This window comes from Flavobacterium jejuense (assembly GCF_006491595.2).
GTDB classification, from domain to species: domain Bacteria; phylum Bacteroidota; class Bacteroidia; order Flavobacteriales; family Flavobacteriaceae; genus Flavobacterium; species Flavobacterium jejuense.
Window position 1 is genome coordinate 204,662 of sequence record NZ_VEVQ02000004.1, and the last position, 22,426, is coordinate 227,087.

The following is a 22,426-nucleotide window of genomic DNA, read 5'->3' on the forward strand; positions in this document are numbered from 1 at the left end:
CAGATAATTTCGTTACTATTTACTACCAACTAAAGTAATTTACATAAATTGCACTTTAGAAATTTTATATAAAAATGAACCAAATACAATTCATAAAAGCTGTTGTTAATACAGCTGATAAAAACATACAAGCTACTTTACAATTCCTTTCAGAAGATTGTACAATTCCTTTTATTTCACGTTACCGAAAAGATCAAACTGGAAATTTAGATGAGGTTGAAATTGAAAACATTGCCAAACTTGCCAAACAATATGACGAAATCGTAAAAAGAAAAGATTCGATTTTAAAAACCATTGAAGAACAAGGACAATTGACTTCAGAATTAAAATCGAAAATTCAAAATAGTTTCGATTTACAAGAAATCGAAGATTTGTATTTGCCTTACAAAAAGAAGAAAAAAACCAAAGCTGATGTTGCTCGAGAAAATGGTTTAGAACCTTTAGCAAAAATCATTATGGCTCAAAATAATGATGAAATTGAGTTCGAAGCCTCTAAATACATTTCCAAAAATGTAGTAAATGAAGATGAAGCTTTACAAGGAGCAAGAGATATAATTGCCGAATGGATTAACGAAAATATTTATGTTAGAAAGAATTTGCGACGTTTGTTCCAAAGAAAAGCTACAGTAACTTCCAAAGTGGTTAAAAAGAAAGCAGAGGAAGAAGAAGCTCAAAAATTCAAGCAATATTTCGATTGGTCAGAACCCATTTCAAAAGCACCTTCACATCGATTATTAGCGATGCTTCGTGCTGAAAAAGAAGGTTTTATCAAACTAAAAGTAGAGATTGAAAACGAAGAAGCTATAGATTTTATTGAAGAAAACATTTTAAAAGGAAGAAATGAATCTACAGAACAAGTCAAAATTGCGATAAAAGATAGTTACAAACGGTTATTAGAACCAGCAATTTCAAATGAAACTTTACAAGAAGCGAAAGCCAAAGCTGATGAAAAGGCGATAGACGTTTTTGCTGGCAATTTAGGTCAATTATTATTGGCTCCACCATTAGGAGAAAAACGAATTTTAGCGATTGACCCTGGTTTTAGAAGTGGTTGTAAAGTGGTTTGTTTAGACGAAAAAGGAGATTTGTTGTACAACGAAACCATTTATCCACATGCACCACAAAATGAAAGCGGAATGGCTATGAAAAAAATACGTTCTATGGTAAATGCGTATGGTATTGAAGCGATTTCCATTGGAAATGGAACAGCCAGTCGAGAAACTGAATTTTTTATTAAGAAAATCGCGTTTGACAAACCCATTCAAGTGTTTGTGGTATCAGAAGCAGGAGCATCAGTCTATTCAGCATCAAAAATTGCAAGAGACGAATTTCCAAGTTTTGATGTAACAGTTCGAGGTTCAGTTTCTATTGGAAGAAGACTTTCTGATCCTTTGGCTGAACTAGTAAAAATTGATGCCAAATCCATTGGAGTTGGACAATACCAACATGATGTGGATCAAAATAAATTAAAAGAAGAACTAGATAATACTGTTGTCCGTTGCGTGAATTCAGTTGGAATTAATATCAACACAGCTAGTAAATCACTATTAAGTTACGTTTCTGGAATTGGAGAAAAAATGGCTGAAAACATTATAGCGTATCGTTCCGAAAATGGTCCTTTTGAAGACAGAAAACAAATTAAAAAAGTACCAAGATTAGGAGAAAAAGCTTATCAACAAGCAGCGGCTTTTATTAGAATTAAAGACGGAAAAAATCCTCTAGACAACTCAGCCGTTCATCCTGAAGCCTATAAAATTGTGGAAAAAATGGCCAAAGATTTAAAAATTTCGGTTAACGAATTAATAGCCAATAAAGAAAAAATCAGCCAAATAAAATTAGAGAATTATATCACTGAAGAAATCGGAATGTTAGGTTTGAAAGACATTGTAAAAGAGCTTGAAAAACCAGGATTAGATCCAAGAAAATCGGCCAAAGTTTTCGAATTTGATCCTAACGTAAAAACCATAAAAGATTTACGAACAGGAATGATTTTACCAGGAATTGTCAATAACATTACCGCTTTTGGTTGTTTTGTAGATGTAGGAATCAAAGAAAGTGGTTTGGTACATATTTCCCAACTAAAAGAAGGTTTTGTTTCAGATGTCAATGAAGTAGTAAAACTACACCAACATGTTCAAGTAAAAGTTGTTGAGGTGGATGAAACAAGGAAAAGGATTCAATTGACGATGATTCTTTAATTTTTAAAAATGATATAAAAAGCTAATTCCAAATGTATTTTGAGTTAGCTTTTTATCTATTGAAAAAGTTTCTTCTTTACGTTTAAAAACTATATTTTTTGCATTAGCAAATGAATAAGTAAGCCCTATAGACCATTTTTTATAAATCGCATATTCGAGTTGGAATAAGTATCCGAAATATAATGTTTTAGCATTAAATTTTTGTGATTCATCTAGAGTTAAGGGAAGACTTTCAGAAGAGCCTTTAAATGTGGATTCATAATTGCTAATAGCACCAAAACAACCAATGGATGGAGTAAATTTTTTTATTTTCCAATAGAATTGTATTGGCATTTGAAATTGAAAACCTTTTGTAACTAATGATTCAAATAACTTTGGACTACTTTCATCATCAGTAAAATAAAAACCGTTTAAAAAAGAATCTGAAGTAGCATTGTCTAATTGAGAGGTATTCATTGTCAAATAAGTTTCAAAACCGGTTCCTATAGAAAAATCAGGATGAAAAATCGCTTTTTTAACAAATAAACCTATTCCAAGATTAAGTTGATTTTTAGCATCAAATTCTTTTAATAAAGTATTTGAATTAAATCCTAAATATAATTTAGAACCGAAATTCCAATTGAAAATAAAATTCTTTTTCTTTTCTTCAATCACTAAAGTATCAACGGGAATAATTGTTTTTTTGTTGTTTTGAAAAATTGTAATTTGTGGTTTTTCACCTCTTTTTAATGGTTTAATCGAAATCTTGTTGATTTTTATTTTCTCTAAAGGTTTTTCAATATAGATGGTGTCACGTACGATTATTTCCTCATAAATATAAACGGTATCCACTTTTTTTTCTTGAGAAAAGCTGAAATTTAGCACAAATATGAGCAGAAAATAAAGATTATTTTTTTTCCACATAAACGGTATCTTTTTTAATAATTTGTCTTTTTACTATTACTATTTCTTTAGGTTCTTCCATACTTAAAGAATCTTTTTGCCAAGTAATTTTTGGAGTTATTTTCTTTGCTTTTACTTTAGGTTTAATTTCATTTTTAATTAAACTGTCTTTTTTAACAAAAAGGGTTTCATGGATTGAATCTTCTGTAATCACTTTTACCTGTTTTTTATTTACAATAGGTGTTTTAACAGTTGTAATAGGTACATTTTCTTCTTTATAAAAAAAAAGAATAAGTAATACAACTCCTAATAGTACAACACCAGTTTTCATATAATTTGAAAAAGCATTCGATTTTATTAAAAAAAACATTGCTATATTTTCAATTTTTTTAGAGGAATCAAAAGCTTTTTTAGGTGTAATTTCAAATGTATTAAAGCTTTTTTTATAATAATTAGCAAATAATTGATTTCCAAAACCAAAAAACAGTAAAAAAGCAATTCTTCTTTTTTTCTTTTCGTCAGTTTTATTTTTCAGCTTATCAACTAGGAATTGTTGCACATTTTTTCTAGCTCTTGACAAACTGGATTTAGAAGTTCCTACTGATATTTGTAATAACTTACTAATTTCTAAATGTGAAAATTCATCAATAATATACAAATTGAAAACCGTTTTATGATTTTCGGAAAGAGAATCTATGGCTTCCAGTAAATCTTCATGACTAAAATCAGAAGCTAAAATAACCGATCTTTTATCTAATACTACTGTGTTCATTTCTGTTGTTTCATCGATATATTCCAAATTAGTTGTATCAGCATAAGAAGTTAATTTTTCATTTTTCAAATAAGAAATAGCTCTGTTAATCACAATTCGGCATAACCATCCTTTTAAGGCTGTTTTGTTTTTTAAATCACTTTCTTTTTGAATAGCCACAATAAAAGAGTCTTGAACAATATCTTCTGCAGTTGCAATATCTTTTATGTATCTACGACAAATCCCCAAGAGTTTTGGGGAAAATGCAGTGTATATTTCATGCCAATTCGTTTTTTGCATTTAAATTAATTTTGGACAATAAATAAATCGTTAAACTGATTATTTCCTGTACTTGTCATTATTGTAACATTGTTTATTTTTAATTTATAATTACTTCCTATTAAATCAGAACCAATAATTACATATAAATTACTATCTAATACTTTAAGTTTAGAAACAGATGCACTTTCAGTGTAAATTAAAGTACCATTTTTATATATTTTGTTATCTGTTCCTGCATAATAAATATCGTTATTTTCAAAGTCTAATTGAGTAATAGTATCATTATCATTAAAAATAACACCAACATTGTTATTACTTATCATATTGTAATAAAAACTAGTAGTTAAAAAATCAAAACCATATACATAAATATCATTATTATTAATGGCAAAATCAATTACAAAAGAGTTGGTTATAGTAGTAAAAACTCCATTTTTATAATATCCACCAAAATTTTCACTATTCATAAATTGAGAATAACCAGTTACGTAAATATCGTTTCCGAATACTTTAATTTTTGATTGTGTTATTTCAAAATTACCACTAAAAACATGTAGAATAGTCTTAGTATTATTTTTCCAATATACATGTTTGTTTTCAATATTTGTAGCTGAAGTAGATACTGTAAATCCTGTAAAATATATATCATTACTTATAATTTCCATATCTGTAATTGCAGTTACAGCATCAAATAAATCGCTAAATTGAGATGTTAAGTCTGTTAAAACTCCATTTTTCCAGTATAAATAATTGATATTAAAATTAGTATCGAAACCAAAGCCTAAAACATAAACATCATTATTAATAACAATTATTTTTGTGGCTCTAACTGATGTAAAACCACTAGAATTTAATAATGTTATCTGACTGTTTTTCCAATAGCAAGCTTCACCATTATTGGAACCAGCTACATAAACATCTACAGAATTTTGAGTACTTGGGTTAATTATATCGTCATTATTACAACGAATAGACAATATAATAATTAGGAATAAAATTAATTTTTTCATCTTATTATTTATTAAAGGCTCTTTTAATAATGACCTAAAAAAGTAAAAAGGTTGCAGTAAGGTAATAAAAAAATCCAAAATCCAATTTTAGTAGTAAAATTGAAGTTTGGATTTTAAATATTTGATTTTTTTTAATTTAGCTTTTAGCTTTCAAATTTGGATAAAGAGAACTTATTTTAGTATAAAACTGCTCTCCTACAACTTGATTTTTTGTTAACCTATTAGAGTAATTATTCCCAAACATAGAAGTAATGTCAGCATTAAAAATTAACGTATTATGAACAGCTATGGTACTTTTTTGACCTTCAATATCAAAAGTAAATAAATATTTATTACCCATACTTTCTTTTGCTTTTGATGTAGCATTTTCAGATGATTTTTTGACATCTAATGTAACTATAGCTTGGTTCAAGCGTTCAGCGTTAAAAATTAAATGTTCTTTTAAATCTCCTTCTACGTCGGTACTAAAATAATGCATTTTTCCTTCACTTAAAACAACAAAAGAAGGCGTTTCTACCGTTGTATATTTTACAGTGCCTAAAGTCATTGCAGATTTTAAAACATCTTTACCAATATCTTTAGCTCTATCCATTCCTGTATAAGGTATCGAAGCAGATGTAAATGCATCAATTGAAGCGTTTTTCATCCATTTTTTTATGTAAGGATATTCTTTTTCTAAAAGTTCTTTTTGATATTGATCACTATATACTCTTTCTTTCTCTAAATCTTCATTATTAACATGATTTTTATTTTTTTTCATCATGTAAAACATCATAAAAAAACCAATAGAAAGAACAATTCCTGAAACTAGAAATGGACTCATAATTAAACTTCTTTTGCTTCAACGCTATCTTCTTTTTTACCTACATAACTCCAAATGATACCTGCAACTAATAAAAGAACTATTATTTTACCACCATATTTATTATAAAAAGGAACTTTTAAAACATCTTCTTTAGTGATATTGTTTTCTTTTAAGATAGCAGCTATTTCTTCTTCTGGAACTTCATAGTACGTTTCTAACTTTTCATTGTATAAAACCAATTTAGGATCTTGAGTAATCCACAAAGGTAAAATCCAAGCAATATTAAACTCTTCATGTAATGTAGCTAGCTCTAAATATTCTTTACTTCCCTCACTAGTTTCATACATTTCATTATCTGGTAGTTCAGATACAATGTTAATAACTTCTTTTTTACCAAAAGGAATTTTTGCTCTTCCAAAAGAATTAGTGACCCCAAAAATTAAGAGACCAAATAAAAGTACATGTTTAATTTTTTTCATGTTAGAAATATTTTTATTAGCTGTAAATATATATTTTAAATAAAATATGTAAAGTGTAAAGCAAATAAAAAACCTGAATATTAACATAATTTTATGTTAATATTCAGGTTTTCATTATCTAATTTAACAAGATTATTCTTTAGAATCGTCTTCTTTTTTTGTCAATTTTTGATCTTCTTCTTTCATAGCGTTTTTAAATTCCTTTACTCCACCACCAAGACCCTTCATTAATTCTGGAATTTTTTTCCCACCGAAAAGTAATAAAAGAGCTAGACCAATAATTACCCACTGACCAGGACCCATTACACCTAAAAATATTGTTAATGCATTCATAATTTCAATAATTTATGATACAAAGATAACAAGAAAATGATAAACCTTTATTTTTTAACTAATAATTATACTGTTTAACTTAAAAAAACCTTTGTATTTCTTATATTTGTAAGTAAATAATTAAAAGTTTAATGGCAAAAAAAAGAAGAAAAAGACAATTACTTTTAAACAAGTTATTCAATAAAAGAAGGTTAGTTATTCTTAATGAAGATACTTTTGAAGAAACATTCTCTTTAAAACTAAATTTAATGAATGTTTTTGTTGTTGTAACTTTATCTGCTATTTTTTTAATTAGTATTACTACTTATATAATTGCTTTTACGCCTTTAAGAGAATATATTCCTGGTTATGCTTCCACACAGTTGAAAAAAGACGCTATGAATTTAGCTATAAAATCAGATTCACTTCAAAAATCAGTTGAATTAAATGACATATACATTAATTCGATAAAAAAAGTATTAACAGGAGATTTAGAATATGCAAAATTGAATAAGGATTCTTTAATTGCCTCTGAAAAACAGAATATTGATGAAAACACTATAGTTACTTCTGAAGTTGAAAAGGAATTGAGAAATAAAGTAATTCAAGAAGATAAATACAATGTTTTTGAAAACGCTAAGCCTAAAGTTAATTTTGTTTTGTTCTCACCTGCTCAAGGAACAATTACAGAAAATTATAGTGCAAAAAATAATTTTTTAGCAGTTAAAGTTGCTTTGGCAAATAATACACCAATTAAATCTGTTGCTTCAGGTACTATTATTTTCTCTGAATGGACTCCTTCTTATGGATATGTTGTAATTGTAGAACATCAAGAGGGAATATTATCTGTTTATAAAAATGCAGCTTCTGCAACAAAAAAACAAGGAGATACTGTTAAGTCAGGAGAAGTTATTGCTTTAGCAGGTACTTCAAATAAAGATGAAAGTATAAATCTTCGTTTTGAACTTTGGAAAGATGGTTTTCCAATCAACCCTACACAGTTTATTAATTTTCAATAAGACTATGTCAATTAAGACTTTTGCAGCAAAAATTTTCGCAAAACAAGTACATCAGAAAAATCAGAAATGGATTAAAAATCCTATTGAAACACAGAAAAAAGTATTTCAACAATTAATAGCAGCAGCTAAGGAAACACAATTTGGTAAAGACCATCATTTTAGTAACATTACGTCTTTTGAAGATTTTACTAAAAATGTCCCAGTAAGAGACTACGAACAATTAAAACCTTATGTAGAAAGAGTTGTAAAAGGTGAAGAAGATATACTTTGGAGAGGAAAACCTCTTTACCTTGCTAAAACCTCGGGAACAACTTCTGGGGCTAAATATATTCCACTTACAGAAGAATCGATGCCTTATCATATTCAAGCAGCCCGAAATGCTATTTTATCATATATAAACGAAACCGGCAATGCAGATTTTGTAGATGGAAAAATGATTTTTTTACAAGGAAGCCCTATTTTAGAAGATAAAAATGGAGTAAAATTGGGAAGATTATCAGGAATTGTAGCACATTTTGTTCCAAAATATTTACAAAAAAATAGGATGCCAAGTTGGGAAACTAATTGTATTGAAGATTGGGAAACCAAAGTAAATACAATTGTTGATGAAACTATAAAAGAAGACATGGCTGTTATTTCAGGAATTCCTTCTTGGGTACAAATGTATTTCGAAAAACTAAAGGAAAAAGCCAATAAACCTATAGGTGAAATTTTTAAAAATTTTAATTTATTTATTTATGGAGGTGTTAACTATGAACCATATAGAGCTAAATTTGAAAATTTAATTGGTAGAAAAGTGGATTCAATTGAACTTTTTCCAGCATCTGAAGGTTTTTTCGCCTATCAAGATTCACAAAAAGAAAAAGGAATGTTATTATTATTAAATGCAGGAATTTTTTACGAATTTATTAAAGCTTCCGAATTTTATACTGATGATCCAAAACGTTACACAATAGGAGAAGTTGAGTTAGGAATCAACTATGTGTTAATTATTTCAACAAATGCAGGTCTTTGGGCATATAATATTGGTGATACAGTTCAGTTTACCAGTTTAAAACCTTATAGAATTATTGTTTCTGGTCGAATAAAACATTTTATTTCAGCATTTGGAGAACATGTTATTGCTAAAGAAGTTGAAAGTGCTTTACAAGAGGCAACTGCAGGAACTACTATTTCTGTAAATGAATTTACAGTTGCACCACAAATTACTCCTAAAGAAGGACTACCCTATCACGAATGGTTTATTGAGTTTGAAAATGAACCAAATGATATAGAAGCATTTGCCTTAAAAATAGATCTGGCTATGCGAAAACAAAATGTATATTATGATGATTTAATTGTGGGTAAAGTTTTGCGTACAATTGTCATTTCAAAAGTTAGTAAAAATGGGTTTCAAGAGTATATGAAATCGATAGGAAAATTAGGAGGTCAAAATAAGTTACCAAGATTGAGTGATAACAGATCAATTGTTGAAAAATTAAAAAGAGTTTAGATTAAAGACATGAAACAAAAAAGATTGTTAACCTTATTTTTATTATTAATTACATTTTTTCTTTCTGCACAGGTGAAAGGAATTGTAAAAGATAGTCTTACAGGAAAACCTATTTCATTTGTAAATATTTGGGTAGAAAATGAAAATATAGGTACTACTTCTGAAATAGATGGAACATTTTTGTTAGATATTAAAGAAGAAAAAAACATAATCTTTTCAGCTATAGGTTTTAAAACTAAAAATGTAAAATCCACAGCAATTGAAAATGTTCAATTAGTTGGAAAAGTATATGATTTAAATGAAGTTGTCTTAACGTCATCTAAAAAAACAAAGCAAATTAAAATTGGAAACTATGACGCAAGCGGTTTCCGCTATCGATTAGATTTTAATTCTAATGCTGTTTTTTTCGAAGCTACTGAGGATGTATTAAAACATCCTTATTTAAAAGAAATAAAGTTTCATACAATTTCAGATATCGATAAAGCTATTATAAGAATTAGAATCTTAGAAAGTAATGTTGATAAAACACCTGGAGACGATATTATTAATGAAGAAATTATAGTTGAAGTAAAAAAAGGAAGTAAAGCTAATAAAAAGGATTTTACAGATTTAAATATTAAAATACCTGAAAATGGTTTTTATATTGTTTTTGAAAAATTATTAATTGAAGAAAACAAATATTATAGTGAAAGAACTTATAAAGACAATTTGGGTAATAAATATAAAAGAAAAGAGTTTTCATATCAACCAAATTTAGCATATGTACCGTCAGAAGAGAATAATTTTTGCTATTCGCCCAACTCAACTAATTGGAAACGTCGTTCAAAAATAGAATTAAAAAAACCAAAAAGTTATGAGAACCTTTTAATGAGAAAGTATCATAATAAATATTTAATACCTTCATTAGAAATTATAATGAGCAATTAGAATGAAATACATATTAATCTTCTTGCTATTAACTAAATTTTCTCTTTCTGCTCAAGTGAAAGGAATTGTAAGAGACAGTCTTACTGGTCAACCAATTCCATTTGTAAATATTTGGGTAGAAAACGAAGAAACTGGAACCACATCAGATTTTGATGGAAGTTTTTCTATAAACGTTAAAGGAACCAATAAAAAATTAGTTTTTTCAGCTTTAGGATTTCTTAAAAAAAGCGTTAAGGTTGTTAATGCAAAAGAAGTTTATTTAAAAGCATCAGTAATAGAATTAAACGAAGTAGTTCTTTTAAATAAAAAAGACACAAAAGAAATAGAAATTGGAAAAACACCAAATACTATTTTACAAACATTTGATAATGGACCTAAAATTGAAGCAAAATATTTTCCATACAAGGATTTTTATAAAAAGATAAAGTTTATCAAAAAAGTTAGTATTCATACTGATAGTAAGATAGAAAAAGCCACTATAAAAATTCATTTTTATAGTGTTAACGAAGACGGTTCACCAGGAAAAGAATTATTAAATAAAGATTTTTTAGTATCTATAAATAAAGGAATTTTAAAAAACAAGTTTGATATATCTGATTACAATTTGGTAATACCAACAAATGGTATTTTTGTGGCTTATGAGAAATTAATGATTGAAAGCAATAAATTAGAAAGACAAATAATAGATCCGTATACAAAAAGAGAAAAAACCCAAAAAACATATTATCCATTGGTTTTATATAATTATGTAGAGAGAGATTTTTTATATAGTTTTTTTGGTGGAAAATGGAATAAAAAAACAAATGAAAAAGATCCATTGGATAAATTAACAATTTTCGAACCGGCTATTAATCTAATATTAACCAATTAAAAAATAAAAATCTTACCTTTGTTGGTTAGATAAACAAAATATTAATGAAGGACATTAAAAACATTTCGCGTTCAAGAGCGCAAGAGTCGTCAGCAGCTATTGAACGACTGTATATTACAATGAGACATTTATTTAATAGAGGTTTTTATAAACCAATGGGTGTTTCTGGAGAAACTTTAAGAGAAGCATTACTTTCACTTCGACCTGAAATTTATGGAAGTATAGCCGAAGAAAAAGTAGAATTAAATGGATTATTATATGTAATTGAAAGGCTTCCAATTGGAATTGAAGAATGCCGCTATATTAATCTAACTTCGGATGAAGGATATTCAAATTCTCATTTTAAACCAATTGTTCCACCTAAAAGAAGAAGAAATTGTTATCGTATAGACGATGAACAAATGAATGTGGAAATTACTAGAGGACGTTCTGATATTTATGATATTTTAACGCATTTAACATTTATTTTTATAGAATCTCACAAGATAAAAGATAGAGTTTTAATTGCTGATGATGGTTCGGTTACAAGAGATTGGCAAAAGCTAGAACAAGTAGTGAATCAAACCAAAAAACTAACGTTAATTGAAAGAGAAAAAGCAATTTCTCATGCGGCAAATGTATTAGGAAGAACATTTGCTGAGGTAAAAGATATTTATGATGATTTTGCTACTTCAGAAGCACCGGATCGTTTTATTCATGTAGTATATTGGTTAGGAAAACTTGCGATTGAAGAAATTGTAGATAATAATAAACGTACAATAACGTTTAGTCCTATTTTGAGAGAAAGATTAGGACATCATATATATGGAGATATTTGGGCAACCAATATAAAAGAAGTCTTATTAACTAATAATTTAATTGAAAGACCATTACATATTATTAGTGCTAATATGCATAGTGTAATGAATTCAATTTTTGCTGAACCTGTAATAGGAAAAAAATATAAAGAAACTTCTGAATTCCAAATTTTTGAAGACTTGAGTAGTTCTAATAATAAAGAATTACGTAAAAAAGTAGAAGATTATGCCTTTAAACAAGGAATGATTTCTATTCCAGACACATCAGGAACAAATATAGACGTTCAAATTTTTGACACAGCCAAAATAGATTTAAAGAAGACAATATTCTTTAATTCAAAAAATGGAGAAGAAAAACCAGTTTTAATAGTAATGGATTATGCTTTTGGAGAGCAAGCTTTTGAAACAATAGATGAATTATTAAAGCCATTTAAAACAGATAAAAAAAGTAAGTTACTTTTAAATGTTGAATCGGTTTCTATAATGGGTAAAGCTGGAATTTTACAAGGAGGAAAAGGAGATATTATGATTCCAAATGCTCATGTAAATGAAGGAACAGCGGATAATTATCCTTTTGAAAACGAATTAACTGCTAAAATGTTTGAGGGTAATGGTATACCAGTTTTTTCGGGACCTATGATTACTGTTTTGGGAACATCCCTACAAAACAGAGATTTATTGAAGTTCTTTCATGAATCAACTTGGGAGGCTATTGGTTTAGAAATGGAAGGCGCATATTATCAAAAAGCTATTCAATCTGCTTCAAGAATTAGAAAAAGTATTAATGCTAATGTAAAGGTGCGTTATGCTTATTATGCTTCTGATAATCCTTTAGAGACAGGTAGTACACTGGCCTCAGGAGGTTTAGGAACAACAGGTGTTAAGCCAACTTATCTTATTACAATTAAAATACTAGAACAAATTTTCAACGTAAACTAAATTCTTTATGAGTACAAATTCTCAAGACCAAGAAATTGATTTAGGACAAGTTTTCCAAAAAATAAAAGATTTTTTCAATTTTTTCTTAGATTCAATTTTTGATTTTATTCTTTTTATTAAAAGAAATATAATTGTATTAATTATTTTAGTTGCTATAGGGTTTGGTGTTGGTTTTTTTTTAGATAAGAACAATAAAGCTTATAGCCATACTATTCTAGTAACTCCTAACTTTGGAAGTTCAGATTATCTATATGCAAAAATTGATTTATTAAATGCAAAAAATAAAGAAAAAGATACTTTATTTTTAAATTCAATTGGCATTAAGGATATTGAAAATTTTGGTAAAATAGAAATTGAACCAATAATAGATGTTTATAAATTTATTGCTAATAAACCAGAAAATTTTGATTTAATTAAATTAATGGCGGAAGATGGTGATCTACAGAAAATTATTGAAAATGATATCACTAGTAAAAACTACCCCATTCATAATATTAAATTCAGTACCAAAGGAACAACAAACTATAAAAAGACTGTTGAGCCTATTTTAGCTTTTTTAAATACCTCAGAATATTATGAATCTATAAAGAAACAAAATTTGCAAAATATACAAGAAAAAATTATTGCAAACGATAGTACTATAGTTCAAATAAATTCTTTATTAAATGAGTTTGCAAGTACTTCTTCGAATAATCAAAAAAATGATAAACTAGTATATTATAATGAGAATAGTCAACTAAACGACATTATTGAAACGAAAGAAGCATTAGTTGAAGAACAAGGAAATAATAGAATAAACTTAATTAATTCAGATAAAATAATAAAAGAAATTAGTTCAACTATTAATATTAAAAACACAGAATGGATTAAAAATAAAATGAAGATAATTATTCCTTTTGTTTTATTATTTTGCTTTTTTTTACTAATAGTCTTTAGAAATTTTTATAAAGATCAAATAGCCAAAAGAAATTATTAATGAAGTATATTTTAATTACAGGTGGAGCAGGTTTTATAGGGTCAAATTTTATTCCTTATTTTTTAGAAAACAATACAGAATACCATTTAGTCAATTTAGACGCATTAACTTATGCAGGTAATTTAGAGAATCTTAAAGAAGTTGAGAATAATTCTCGTTATACTTTCATAAAAGGAGATATTTGTGATAGCCATTTTATTGAAGATTTATTTAATAAATATCAATTTCATGATGTTATTCATTTTGCAGCAGAAAGCCATGTTGATAATTCTATCTCTGGACCAGAAGCATTTATTAAAACTAATGTTTTAGGAACTTTTAATCTTTTGGATTCTTCAAGAAAATTATGGATGAATGGACCTAATGAGTATAAAGATATTTTTAAAAAATCACGTTTTCATCATGTTTCTACAGATGAAGTTTATGGAACACTAGGAGAGACGGGTCTGTTTGAAGAAACTACACCTTATGCTCCAAATAGCCCTTATTCTGCCTCAAAAGCAGGATCAGATATGATTGTAAGAAGTTATTTCCATACTTATGGAATGAATGTGGTTACCACTAATTGTTCTAATAACTATGGTCCAAAGCAACATAATGAAAAATTGATTCCAACTATAATACGTAAAGCAATTGCTGGTGAAAATATCCCTATATATGGAGATGGTAAAAATATTCGTGATTGGTTGTACGTTATTGATCACTGTAAAGGAATTGAATTAGCTTTTAAAAAGGGTATAGAAGGAGAAACTTATAACATTGGAGGTAGAAATGAACGTAATAACTTATACATAGTTGATACTATTTGTGAAATTTTAAATAAAAAACTACCTAAGGAAGAAAGAAGATATCAAGACCTAATAACATTTGTAAAAGACAGACCAGGACACGATAGAAGATATGCAATTGATGCAACAAAAATTGAAAATGAATTAGGTTGGAAAGCAGATGAAAATTTTGAAACAGGTATAGAAAAAACTGTAGAATGGTATTTAAAAAAGTTTCAATTTTAAGTTTATTTTAACCTTATAAATTATTGATTATGAAAGGAATAATTTTAGCTGGTGGATCAGGAACACGTTTACATCCATTGACATTAGCAGTTAGTAAACAGCTAATGCCAATTTATGATAAACCCATGATTTACTATCCATTATCAACATTAATGTGGGCAGGAATTCGTGAAATTTTGATTATTTCAACTCCACAAGATTTACCTTTGTTTGAAAAATTATTAGGGGATGGTTCTATATTAGGTTGCCGTTTTGAATATGAGGTCCAAGAAAAGCCTAATGGGCTAGCAGAAGCTTTTATAATTGGAAAAGAGTTTGTAGGTGACGATAAAGTTGCTTTAATTCTTGGAGATAATATATTTTACGGAACTGGCTTAGCAGAATTGTTGCAAGCTAATAGCAATCCAGAAGGAGGAATTGTTTACGCTTATCATGTTCATGACCCTGAACGTTATGGAGTTGTAGATTTTGATAATGGAGGAAAAGTTCTTTCCATTGAAGAAAAACCAACTAATCCTAAATCTAATTTTGCCGTTCCAGGGATTTATTTCTATGATAATGAAGTATTAGAAATTGCTGCTAATATAAAGCCAAGTCCTAGAGGTGAATTAGAAATTACAGATATTAATAAAGTTTATTTAGAAAAAGGTAAATTGCAAGTTTCTATTTTAGATAGAGGTACCGCATGGTTAGATACAGGAACTTTTCAATCTTTAATGCAAGCTGGACAATTTGTTCAAGTAATAGAAGAAAGACAAGGATTAAAAATTGGAGCTATTGAAGAAGCAGCTTACAAAATGGGGTTTATCAATTCCAAACAATTAAAAAAAATAGCAGAACCCTTATTAAAAAGTGGTTATGGCACCCATTTAATGAGCTTAATTAAAGAATAATGCAGTTTACTGAAACAAAATTAAAAGGATGTTTTATCCTTGAGCCAAGAATAATAAAAGATGAACGCGGTTATTTTATGGAGAGTTTTAATGAAAAAACATTCTCAAAAGGAGTTGAACAGGATGTACATTTTGTTCAAGATAATCAATCTTTTTCTACTAAAGGGGTTTTAAGAGGGTTACATTATCAAACAGGCATATATGCACAAGCAAAATTAGTTCGTGTCTTAAATGGAGAAGTACTTGATGTTGCAGTTGACTTAAGACCTGATTCTTTAACTTTTGGACAGTATGAATCGGTTGTTTTAACTGGCGAGAATCAGAAACAATTTTTTGTTCCAAGAGGATTTGCACATGGTTTTTTAGTTTTAAGCGAAACAGCAACGTTCTTTTACAAATGTGATAATTTCTATAATAAGGAAAGTGAAGGAGGGGTGATTTTTAATGACAAGACCATTAAAATAGATTGGAATTTCCCTTTAGAAAAACTAATTATTTCAGATAAAGATAGAGTATTGCCCATAATTGATAATGCTAAAAAGGTATGGTAATCTTAGTTACTGGAAGTAATGGTCAATTGGGTCAGTCAATACAGTCGGTTGTTGGGAAATATTCCTCAATCGATTTTATTTTTTGCACTTCTTCACAATTGGATATTACTAATAAAGAAAACTGCACTAAATTTTTTAAAAAATACGATCCAGATTATTGTATAAACGCTGCTGCATATACAGCTGTTGATAAAGCAGAAAGTGACCCTGAAAAGGCTTTTGAGATTAATTCAAATGGAGCTCAAAATTTGGCTGAAATTTGTAAAGAACACAATACAGTTTTACTTCATGTTTCAACTGATTTTGTTTTCGATGCTTATTTTTCAGATGGAATAGCATTTTATGATCGAGAATTACGTTTGCCATTAAAAAGTAACTTAGGATTACAAGAAATAGACGTTCCTTTTCCTAACGGAATTTATGGTTTAACAAAACTGCAAGGAGAGCAAGCTATTCAAAACACATGGGAAAAACATTTTATCGTTAGAACATCATGGGTATATTCAGAATTTGGAAACAACTTTATGAAAACAATGTTGCGTTTAGCCTCAGAAAGGGAAACATTATCAGTTGTAGAGGATCAAATTGGTACACCAACTTATGCGGTTGATTTAGCAGAGGTTTTAATAAACATATGTATCATTTCAAGTGGGTTCGAAAAGGCAGAACTTAATTTCGGTATATATAATTTTAGTAATGAAGGAAGCTGTTCATGGTATGAATTTGCAAAAGAAATATTTAAACAAAAAGAAATAACTATTGAGTTAAAACCAATTTCAACTTCTGCTTATCCAACACTTGCAAAAAGGCCAGCTTATAGTGTTTTAGATAAAAGCAAAATAAAAGCAAAATTCAATTTATCTATTGAGGATTGGAAAACAAGTCTTTCAAAATGTCTTCAAAAGGTATAATTAAATGAAAAAAAGTATTTTCCTTTTATTATTTTTAGTTTTTACTTTTTCTTTTTCACAGAAAAAAGAAAAAAATAAATCTTATTTTGATGCTCAGTTTTTTAGAGGAAATATCTACAAGCACACAAATGATATTACTCATTTAATTTCAGGTCATCCTGATGGATTTATGTTGAGTTACAACTGGAAAACATTTGGTAAAAAAGAATGGGAGCAAGTTTATAATTATCCTGATTATGGTATATCTTTTCATTATTTAGATTTCAAAAACAAGTATTTAGGACATAACTTTGCTTTAGGAATTCATTATAATTTTTATTTTTTTAACAGGAATCTAATGTTAAGAATATCTCAAGGAATAGGTGTAACTTCTAATCCTTATGATAAAGAAACAAATAATAAAAATAATGCTTTTGGAACAAGAGTAATGGATAACACATATGCTTTGTTACAATATAAAAAAGAAAATATTATTGATCGGGTAGGTTTACAAGCAGGTTTTATGCTTACCCACTTCTCTAACGGTAGGTTTAAGGCACCAAATAGTGGAATTAATACAATAGTTTTAAACTTAGGATTAAATTATAATTTGGATGAAAAACAAGAGTTTATTATAGATTCTTTACCTTCAAAAGAAAAATACAAAGAGAGAATTAAATACAACATAGCTTTTCGAACAGGAATTTCTGAAGGACCAGTTCCAGCATTAGGTCAAAGACAGTTTTATCATTTAGGTTTATATGCAGATAAGAGAATTGGCAGAAAAAGTGCTCTACAATTAGGTACAGATGTTTTTTTCTCAAGGTATTTAAAAGAATATATTAATTTTGTTTCTGTAGCATTTCCAAAAGAACATAAGGATTATACAGATCCAAATACAGATTACAAAAGAATAGGTTTATTTGTAGGGCATGAATTATTTATTAATAAACTATCTATTGAAACACAATTAGGATATTATGTTTACAAACCATTTGATTACGAAACGGATATTTACCAGAGAATTGGTGCAAAATATTATCTTTACAAAAATTGGTTTACAGGAGTTGGTTTAAAAACTCACGGTGGAAGAGCAGAAGCTATTGAGGCAACTTTAGGAATAAGATTATAATGAAACAGTATAAATATATAGCAATTATTAGTTTATTATTTATAATAACGAGCTGCGGTATTTCTGAAGATTGTTTTAAAGGGAATGGGAATAGAATCTCACAAAATTTTCCTTTAGAGAGTTTTACAAAAATAAAAATATATGATGGAGTAGGTTTGATAATAAAAGAAGGATTAGATTATGAAGTAAGAGTAGAAACAAGTGAGAATATTATTGATGAATTAGATGTGAAATTAGAAGGAGATATGCTGGTTGTGAAAGATAATTCAACTTGTAATATTGTTAGAGATTATGGACAAACGAAAGTTTTTATTACAATTCCAGACGGGACAAACCTTCCATTAATTCAACAATTAGAATTGCATTCTAAAACAGAACAAAATATTCAAAGTGAAGGCGTTTTACATTCTCCAATTATTAGATTATTTTCTTTAGACGAATCAGAAGGTTCAGGAACAGGAGATTTTTACATTAGTGTAGATAATGGACAATTAGTAGTTGAAACAAATAATGTTTCAAATTTTTATATAAATGGACATTGTGATGAAATGTTATTAAACTTTTATTTTGGAAATGGACGATTATATGGGGAAAAATTAGATGTAGAAAAAATAAAAGTTTTCCATAGAGGGTCTAATGATATGATTGTAAAGCCGATTCAGAAAATAGAAGGAACTATATATGCAACAGGAAATGTTATTTTAAAAAATGTTCCATCAGTTATTGAGGTAGAAGAAGTTTTTCGAGGTAGAATAATTTATTAGTTTAGACTTCTTTTTTTAAGAAGTCATAACAGGATTTTATACCTCCAAATATACTTGTAAATTGAATTGAAGGAAACATTGATTTTATTTTAGAGTTATCTAAAGAAATAAACGGATTATCGCTATTTCTCTGCTCCATATATTGCACTTTATACTCTTCTTTTACAATTGAATCTATTATGTTTAACAGTTCATTTATACTTAAATTATCATTTGATGAAAGATTGTAAATATTTGATTGTTGTAGTTCAGTTTCTAATGATGTTAAAAGAAAACTAATAACATCTTTTATATATATATAATTTCTAATCGTTTCACCATTTCCAAATATATTAATATTCTTTTTGTGGATAATGTTTTCTAAGAAAGTATTAATTATTCCAAGACCTTTACTAGTATCTTGATTTTCACCATATATATTTGAAACTCTAAAAATATCATAATTTAAATTATTTTTTTTCTGGTAATAATTTAAATAGTATTCCATTGTTAGTTTGTTAATTCCATAAGGAGAAAAAGGTAATTTATTTGTTTTTTCATTTAGTTTTTCGTTAGAAGAACCATAAACAGTACCTGCACTCGAAATAAAAACAACTTTTTTTATATTCGAAAGGCTAACACATTCTAAAAAATTAAGAAAAGGTAAAAGATTTTGTTCTATTTCAATTTTTGGATTTTCCCAAGAAGTCACAGGAATAGATGCAGAAGCTAAATAGTAAATTAGATCAAGGTCCTTTATTTCTTTAATAGTTTCCTCTTTATTAGAGACATCAATTTTTATATATGGTAAGTTCAACTTTGTTAGATTAAAATCGGATTTGCCAAATAGTTTTAAATTTATGCTTTTATTTTTCGACATAGTTAAACACAAATGTTTACCTACAAAACCATTACATCCAATAACTCCTACATTCATTATTATAAATTTATAGTTTCTTCAATTACAGTAAAAGGTCTATCTCTAACTTCATCATAAATACGAACAATATATTCGCCAATTATACCTAAACAAATTAAAATCAATGAACTAAAAAAAGAAATGATTATTATTAGAGAGGTATAACCTTTAACAGGAATTAAGTTTATAAAATATTCAAAGAGAATATATCCAGAAAAGATAATAGCAAAAGCTAATCCAATTGATCCTAATATTGTTATTAATCTAATCGGAAAATTTGAAAATGAAAAGATACCATCTTTTGCTATTTTAAATAGTTTCTTAATTGTATAACCAGACTCTCCTTCAATTCGTGCTTGACGTTCATATTCTACCCCAATTTGTTTAAAACCAATCCAAGCCCTAATTCCTCTTAGAAAAGGATTTTTTTCTTGAAGCTTTAACATGTTTTTTACAACCTTTTTATTCATAACACAAAAATCACCACTGTCTATTTGGATTTCAGTGTTACTAATTTTTTTTAAAATCTTATAAAAGGTTGAATAACTTAATTTTTTTATAAAAGATTCTTTTCTTTTTTTTCTTACACCATAAGCAACATCATATCCAGAATCTAAGTAAGAAAAAAACATTGGGAGTAAACTGGGAGGGTCTTGTAAATCATCATCAATAATTGCTACATATTCTCCTTTACAATAAGTTAGTCCAGTTTTAACAGCAATTTGATGTCCAAAATTTCTTGAAAGTTTGATTCCTTTAATATATTTGTAAACTGATGCTAATTCATTTATTTTGTTAAAACTTAAATCTTTACTACCATCATCTATTAAAACAACCTCTATGTCCCAGTTATTCTTAATTTTTTCAACATGAATTGCTTCTATTAGTAGGTGTAAAAAACTTTCAGAATTATAAACAGGTACAATAATAGAAATTTTGGTATTATTAATCATTTTTAATAGATAATTTGTTTGTAAAAATAATGCTTTTAATTATATTTAATACAATGATTCTTATTTACATTAAAATACTACTTTTGGTTTTTTTATTCAATAGGTAATTGTACTCCTTTTGTGTCACCAATTTTTACAATTACAACATTATTTATTTTCTTTACTGAATCTGGATTTGGCCAAAGAGGCATTGGTTGAATTGAATCTTTAATTTTATCAAATGTCTCTTTATTATCTAAAAATTTATAATAAGCAATATCATTAAATTTAAAAAAATTTATAATTCTCCAGTTGTTTCCACCATCCCAACTAAATAATGAACCACCGAATACTTCAGAATTTGGAAGTCTTAATTTCTCATGATTTGATTCAGGTAAAGCACCATAAAAATAAACATAATCTTCATTCTCATCAAAGTTAGAAAATTTATCATTTATAGTGTTATTTATTTTTTTAGCAACTTCTATATCATGTTTGAAAATCTTGTTACTAGAGTAAAATAAATTTGTTATGAAATATATATTAGTCAATACAATTATTAGAATTAGAAAAAGAATATTTCTAATGTATTTTTCTCTAATTAATTTTAAAGTGGAAATAATGATAAAACCAAATACAATTCCTGAACCAACATATAGTCGAGGAGGGTTAGTACCATTTGAAATAAAGAATGAGATAATAAAAGGCCCTATTAACAAAAACAATAAGCAAAAAGATTTTAAAACAAAAAACCTTTTTTGTTTTATAAAGAAAATGAAAAGAATTAATGAGGCAATAGTTGCAATCATAAAAGTTTTATCGCCATAATAAAAATTACCCCATATATTATCAACCCATATATTATAAAATGATATAATTCTATTATTTGAATCTCCAGAGGTGTATGATGATAGATAGCCACTTTCAATAGGTGGACAAAATATTTTAATAGAAATATAATAAAGAATTACTGACACAATAAGTAAAATAATAAAATAAAATAATTTTTTAAAAGCATCTTTAAATTGGAATTCATCATTAATATTTACACAGAAATATATGGCATAAGTAATTATAGGAATAAAAATTAAAGCTTGGTAAATAGAAATTGTAAACATTATTAATAAACAAGAAAAAACTAACTTTAACAGAGAAGTATTATTTTTTGTGTTTTTTATGCCTTCATTAAATAGATTAACAGCTACTACGGAACAAAAAAAACCAAACGGAACAGCATCTGCTTGCATAGTAAAAGCTAATTGATATGCATGTTGAGGAAAAGTAAGAAATAAAGTACAAAAAATATAACTATAAACTCCTTTTAACTTAAAAATTTTGGTTAATTCAACAGATGAAAGGCTTAAAAAAATTAAACCAAAAAGAAGTGTAAAATAAGGAAGATGACCTTCAAAAATTCTGTATCTAAAGAGGTTTGTTCCCCATCTTCCTAATGACATTGAATAATCTGAATAAGCAGGTGATTCGCTATCTATAGCCAAGCTATAATTTGTTAAAGCAAACCCATAACTGATTATACTAACAAAGATAGAAAATAAAATGAGGTTGAATTTTTTTGTTAAAAGGGTATTCGTCATAATTTCTTTATTTTAATC

At 27.5% G+C, this 22,426-nt stretch carries 22 protein-coding genes; 13 read left to right on the forward strand and 9 right to left on the reverse strand.

The window, feature by feature from the left end:
• The first annotated feature begins 74 nt into the window (after nt 1–74).
• On the forward strand, nt 75–2,198 hold the full coding sequence (locus FIA58_RS07855) for a Tex family protein (RefSeq protein WP_140961894.1): 2,124 nt from the start codon (nt 75–77) through the stop codon (nt 2,196–2,198).
• A gap of 3 nt (nt 2,199–2,201) precedes the next feature.
• Here FIA58_RS07855 and FIA58_RS07860 read toward each other — a convergent pair whose 3' ends face one another.
• The 6 genes from FIA58_RS07860 to tatA form a co-directional block, all read right to left on the reverse strand.
• Entirely contained in the window at nt 2,202–3,029 is an 828-nt protein-coding gene (locus FIA58_RS07860) for a hypothetical protein (protein ID WP_140961896.1), read from the reverse strand.
• Between the two features lie 55 nt (nt 3,030–3,084).
• Nucleotides 3,085–4,131 (reverse strand): RNA polymerase sigma factor, encoded by a 1,047-nt coding sequence (locus FIA58_RS07865; RefSeq protein ID WP_140961898.1) that lies wholly within the window; start codon nt 4,129–4,131, stop codon nt 3,085–3,087.
• A gap of 5 nt (nt 4,132–4,136) precedes the next feature.
• On the reverse strand, nt 4,137–5,123 hold the full coding sequence (locus FIA58_RS07870) for a hypothetical protein (protein WP_140961900.1): 987 nt from the start codon (nt 5,121–5,123) through the stop codon (nt 4,137–4,139).
• A 136-nt stretch (nt 5,124–5,259) separates the two neighbouring features.
• Nucleotides 5,260–5,946: a hypothetical protein gene (locus FIA58_RS07875; protein ID WP_140961902.1), complete on the reverse strand. Its 687-nt coding sequence runs from the start codon at nt 5,944–5,946 to the stop codon at nt 5,260–5,262.
• A gap of 2 nt (nt 5,947–5,948) precedes the next feature.
• A complete protein-coding gene (locus tag FIA58_RS07880) occupies nt 5,949–6,407 on the reverse strand; it encodes a hypothetical protein (protein ID WP_140961904.1) in 459 nt (152 codons plus the stop codon).
• A gap of 132 nt (nt 6,408–6,539) precedes the next feature.
• Nucleotides 6,540–6,740 carry a twin-arginine translocase TatA/TatE family subunit gene (tatA, locus tag FIA58_RS07885; protein ID WP_140961906.1) on the reverse strand — a complete coding sequence of 67 codons (201 nt, stop codon included), beginning with the start codon at nt 6,738–6,740 and terminating at the stop codon, nt 6,540–6,542.
• A 131-nt stretch (nt 6,741–6,871) separates the two neighbouring features.
• Here tatA and FIA58_RS07890 point away from each other — a divergent pair, with 131 nt between their 5' ends.
• From FIA58_RS07890 to FIA58_RS07945, 12 genes are read left to right on the forward strand one after another with little or no spacing between them, the layout of a single operon-like run.
• Nucleotides 6,872–7,738 carry a murein hydrolase activator EnvC family protein gene (locus FIA58_RS07890; RefSeq protein ID WP_140961908.1) on the forward strand — a complete coding sequence of 289 codons (867 nt, stop codon included), beginning with the start codon at nt 6,872–6,874 and terminating at the stop codon, nt 7,736–7,738.
• 4 nt (nt 7,739–7,742) lie between these two features.
• A complete protein-coding gene (locus tag FIA58_RS07895; RefSeq protein ID WP_140961910.1) occupies nt 7,743–9,230 on the forward strand; it encodes a GH3 auxin-responsive promoter family protein in 1,488 nt (495 codons plus the stop codon).
• A 9-nt stretch (nt 9,231–9,239) separates the two neighbouring features.
• Nucleotides 9,240–10,157 (forward strand): carboxypeptidase-like regulatory domain-containing protein, encoded by a 918-nt coding sequence (locus tag FIA58_RS07900; protein ID WP_140961912.1) that lies wholly within the window; start codon nt 9,240–9,242, stop codon nt 10,155–10,157.
• Between the two features lies 1 nt (nt 10,158).
• Nucleotides 10,159–11,028: a carboxypeptidase-like regulatory domain-containing protein gene (locus FIA58_RS07905; protein ID WP_140961914.1), complete on the forward strand. Its 870-nt coding sequence runs from the start codon at nt 10,159–10,161 to the stop codon at nt 11,026–11,028.
• 44 nt (nt 11,029–11,072) lie between these two features.
• Nucleotides 11,073–12,764, forward strand: coding sequence for a DUF6909 family protein (locus FIA58_RS07910; protein WP_140961916.1), 1,692 nt, complete (start codon nt 11,073–11,075; stop codon nt 12,762–12,764).
• A gap of 7 nt (nt 12,765–12,771) precedes the next feature.
• On the forward strand, nt 12,772–13,740 hold the full coding sequence (locus FIA58_RS07915) for a hypothetical protein (protein WP_140961918.1): 969 nt from the start codon (nt 12,772–12,774) through the stop codon (nt 13,738–13,740).
• Nucleotides 13,740–14,753 (forward strand): dTDP-glucose 4,6-dehydratase, encoded by a 1,014-nt coding sequence (gene rfbB / locus FIA58_RS07920; RefSeq protein ID WP_140961920.1) that lies wholly within the window; start codon nt 13,740–13,742, stop codon nt 14,751–14,753. Before FIA58_RS07915 ends, rfbB begins: the two co-directional genes overlap by 1 nt.
• A gap of 29 nt (nt 14,754–14,782) precedes the next feature.
• Entirely contained in the window at nt 14,783–15,646 is an 864-nt protein-coding gene (gene rfbA / locus FIA58_RS07925; RefSeq protein ID WP_140961922.1) for a glucose-1-phosphate thymidylyltransferase RfbA, read from the forward strand.
• On the forward strand, nt 15,646–16,197 hold the full coding sequence (rfbC, locus tag FIA58_RS07930) for a dTDP-4-dehydrorhamnose 3,5-epimerase (RefSeq protein ID WP_140961924.1): 552 nt from the start codon (nt 15,646–15,648) through the stop codon (nt 16,195–16,197). Before rfbA ends, rfbC begins: the two co-directional genes overlap by 1 nt.
• Nucleotides 16,191–17,108: a dTDP-4-dehydrorhamnose reductase gene (gene rfbD, locus FIA58_RS07935; RefSeq protein ID WP_140961926.1), complete on the forward strand. Its 918-nt coding sequence runs from the start codon at nt 16,191–16,193 to the stop codon at nt 17,106–17,108. Before rfbC ends, rfbD begins: the two co-directional genes overlap by 7 nt.
• 4 nt (nt 17,109–17,112) lie before the next feature.
• The gene (locus FIA58_RS07940) at nt 17,113–18,219 is read left to right on the forward strand and encodes an acyloxyacyl hydrolase (protein ID WP_140961928.1); all 1,107 of its coding nucleotides are present in this window, start codon (nt 17,113–17,115) and stop codon (nt 18,217–18,219) included.
• Entirely contained in the window at nt 18,219–18,983 is a 765-nt protein-coding gene (locus tag FIA58_RS07945) for a GIN domain-containing protein (protein WP_140961931.1), read from the forward strand. The genes FIA58_RS07940 and FIA58_RS07945 overlap by 1 nt, the downstream gene beginning before the upstream one ends.
• Before the next feature lies 1 nt (nt 18,984).
• On the opposite strand, the gene FIA58_RS07950 is transcribed toward FIA58_RS07945, so the two are convergent.
• The 3 genes from FIA58_RS07950 to FIA58_RS07960 all read right to left on the reverse strand — a co-directional run bounded on the left by FIA58_RS07950 (nt 18,985) and on the right by FIA58_RS07960 (nt 22,408).
• Nucleotides 18,985–19,899, reverse strand: a complete 915-nt coding sequence (locus FIA58_RS07950) for an NAD-dependent epimerase/dehydratase family protein (protein ID WP_140961933.1) — start codon at nt 19,897–19,899, stop codon at nt 18,985–18,987.
• Nucleotides 19,900–19,901: 2 nt separating this feature from the next.
• Nucleotides 19,902–20,834: a glycosyltransferase family 2 protein gene (locus FIA58_RS07955; RefSeq protein WP_140961935.1), complete on the reverse strand. Its 933-nt coding sequence runs from the start codon at nt 20,832–20,834 to the stop codon at nt 19,902–19,904.
• 92 nt (nt 20,835–20,926) lie between these two features.
• On the reverse strand, nt 20,927–22,408 hold the full coding sequence (locus FIA58_RS07960; RefSeq protein ID WP_140961937.1) for a glucosyltransferase domain-containing protein: 1,482 nt from the start codon (nt 22,406–22,408) through the stop codon (nt 20,927–20,929).
• Nucleotides 22,409–22,426 lie beyond the last annotated feature (18 nt).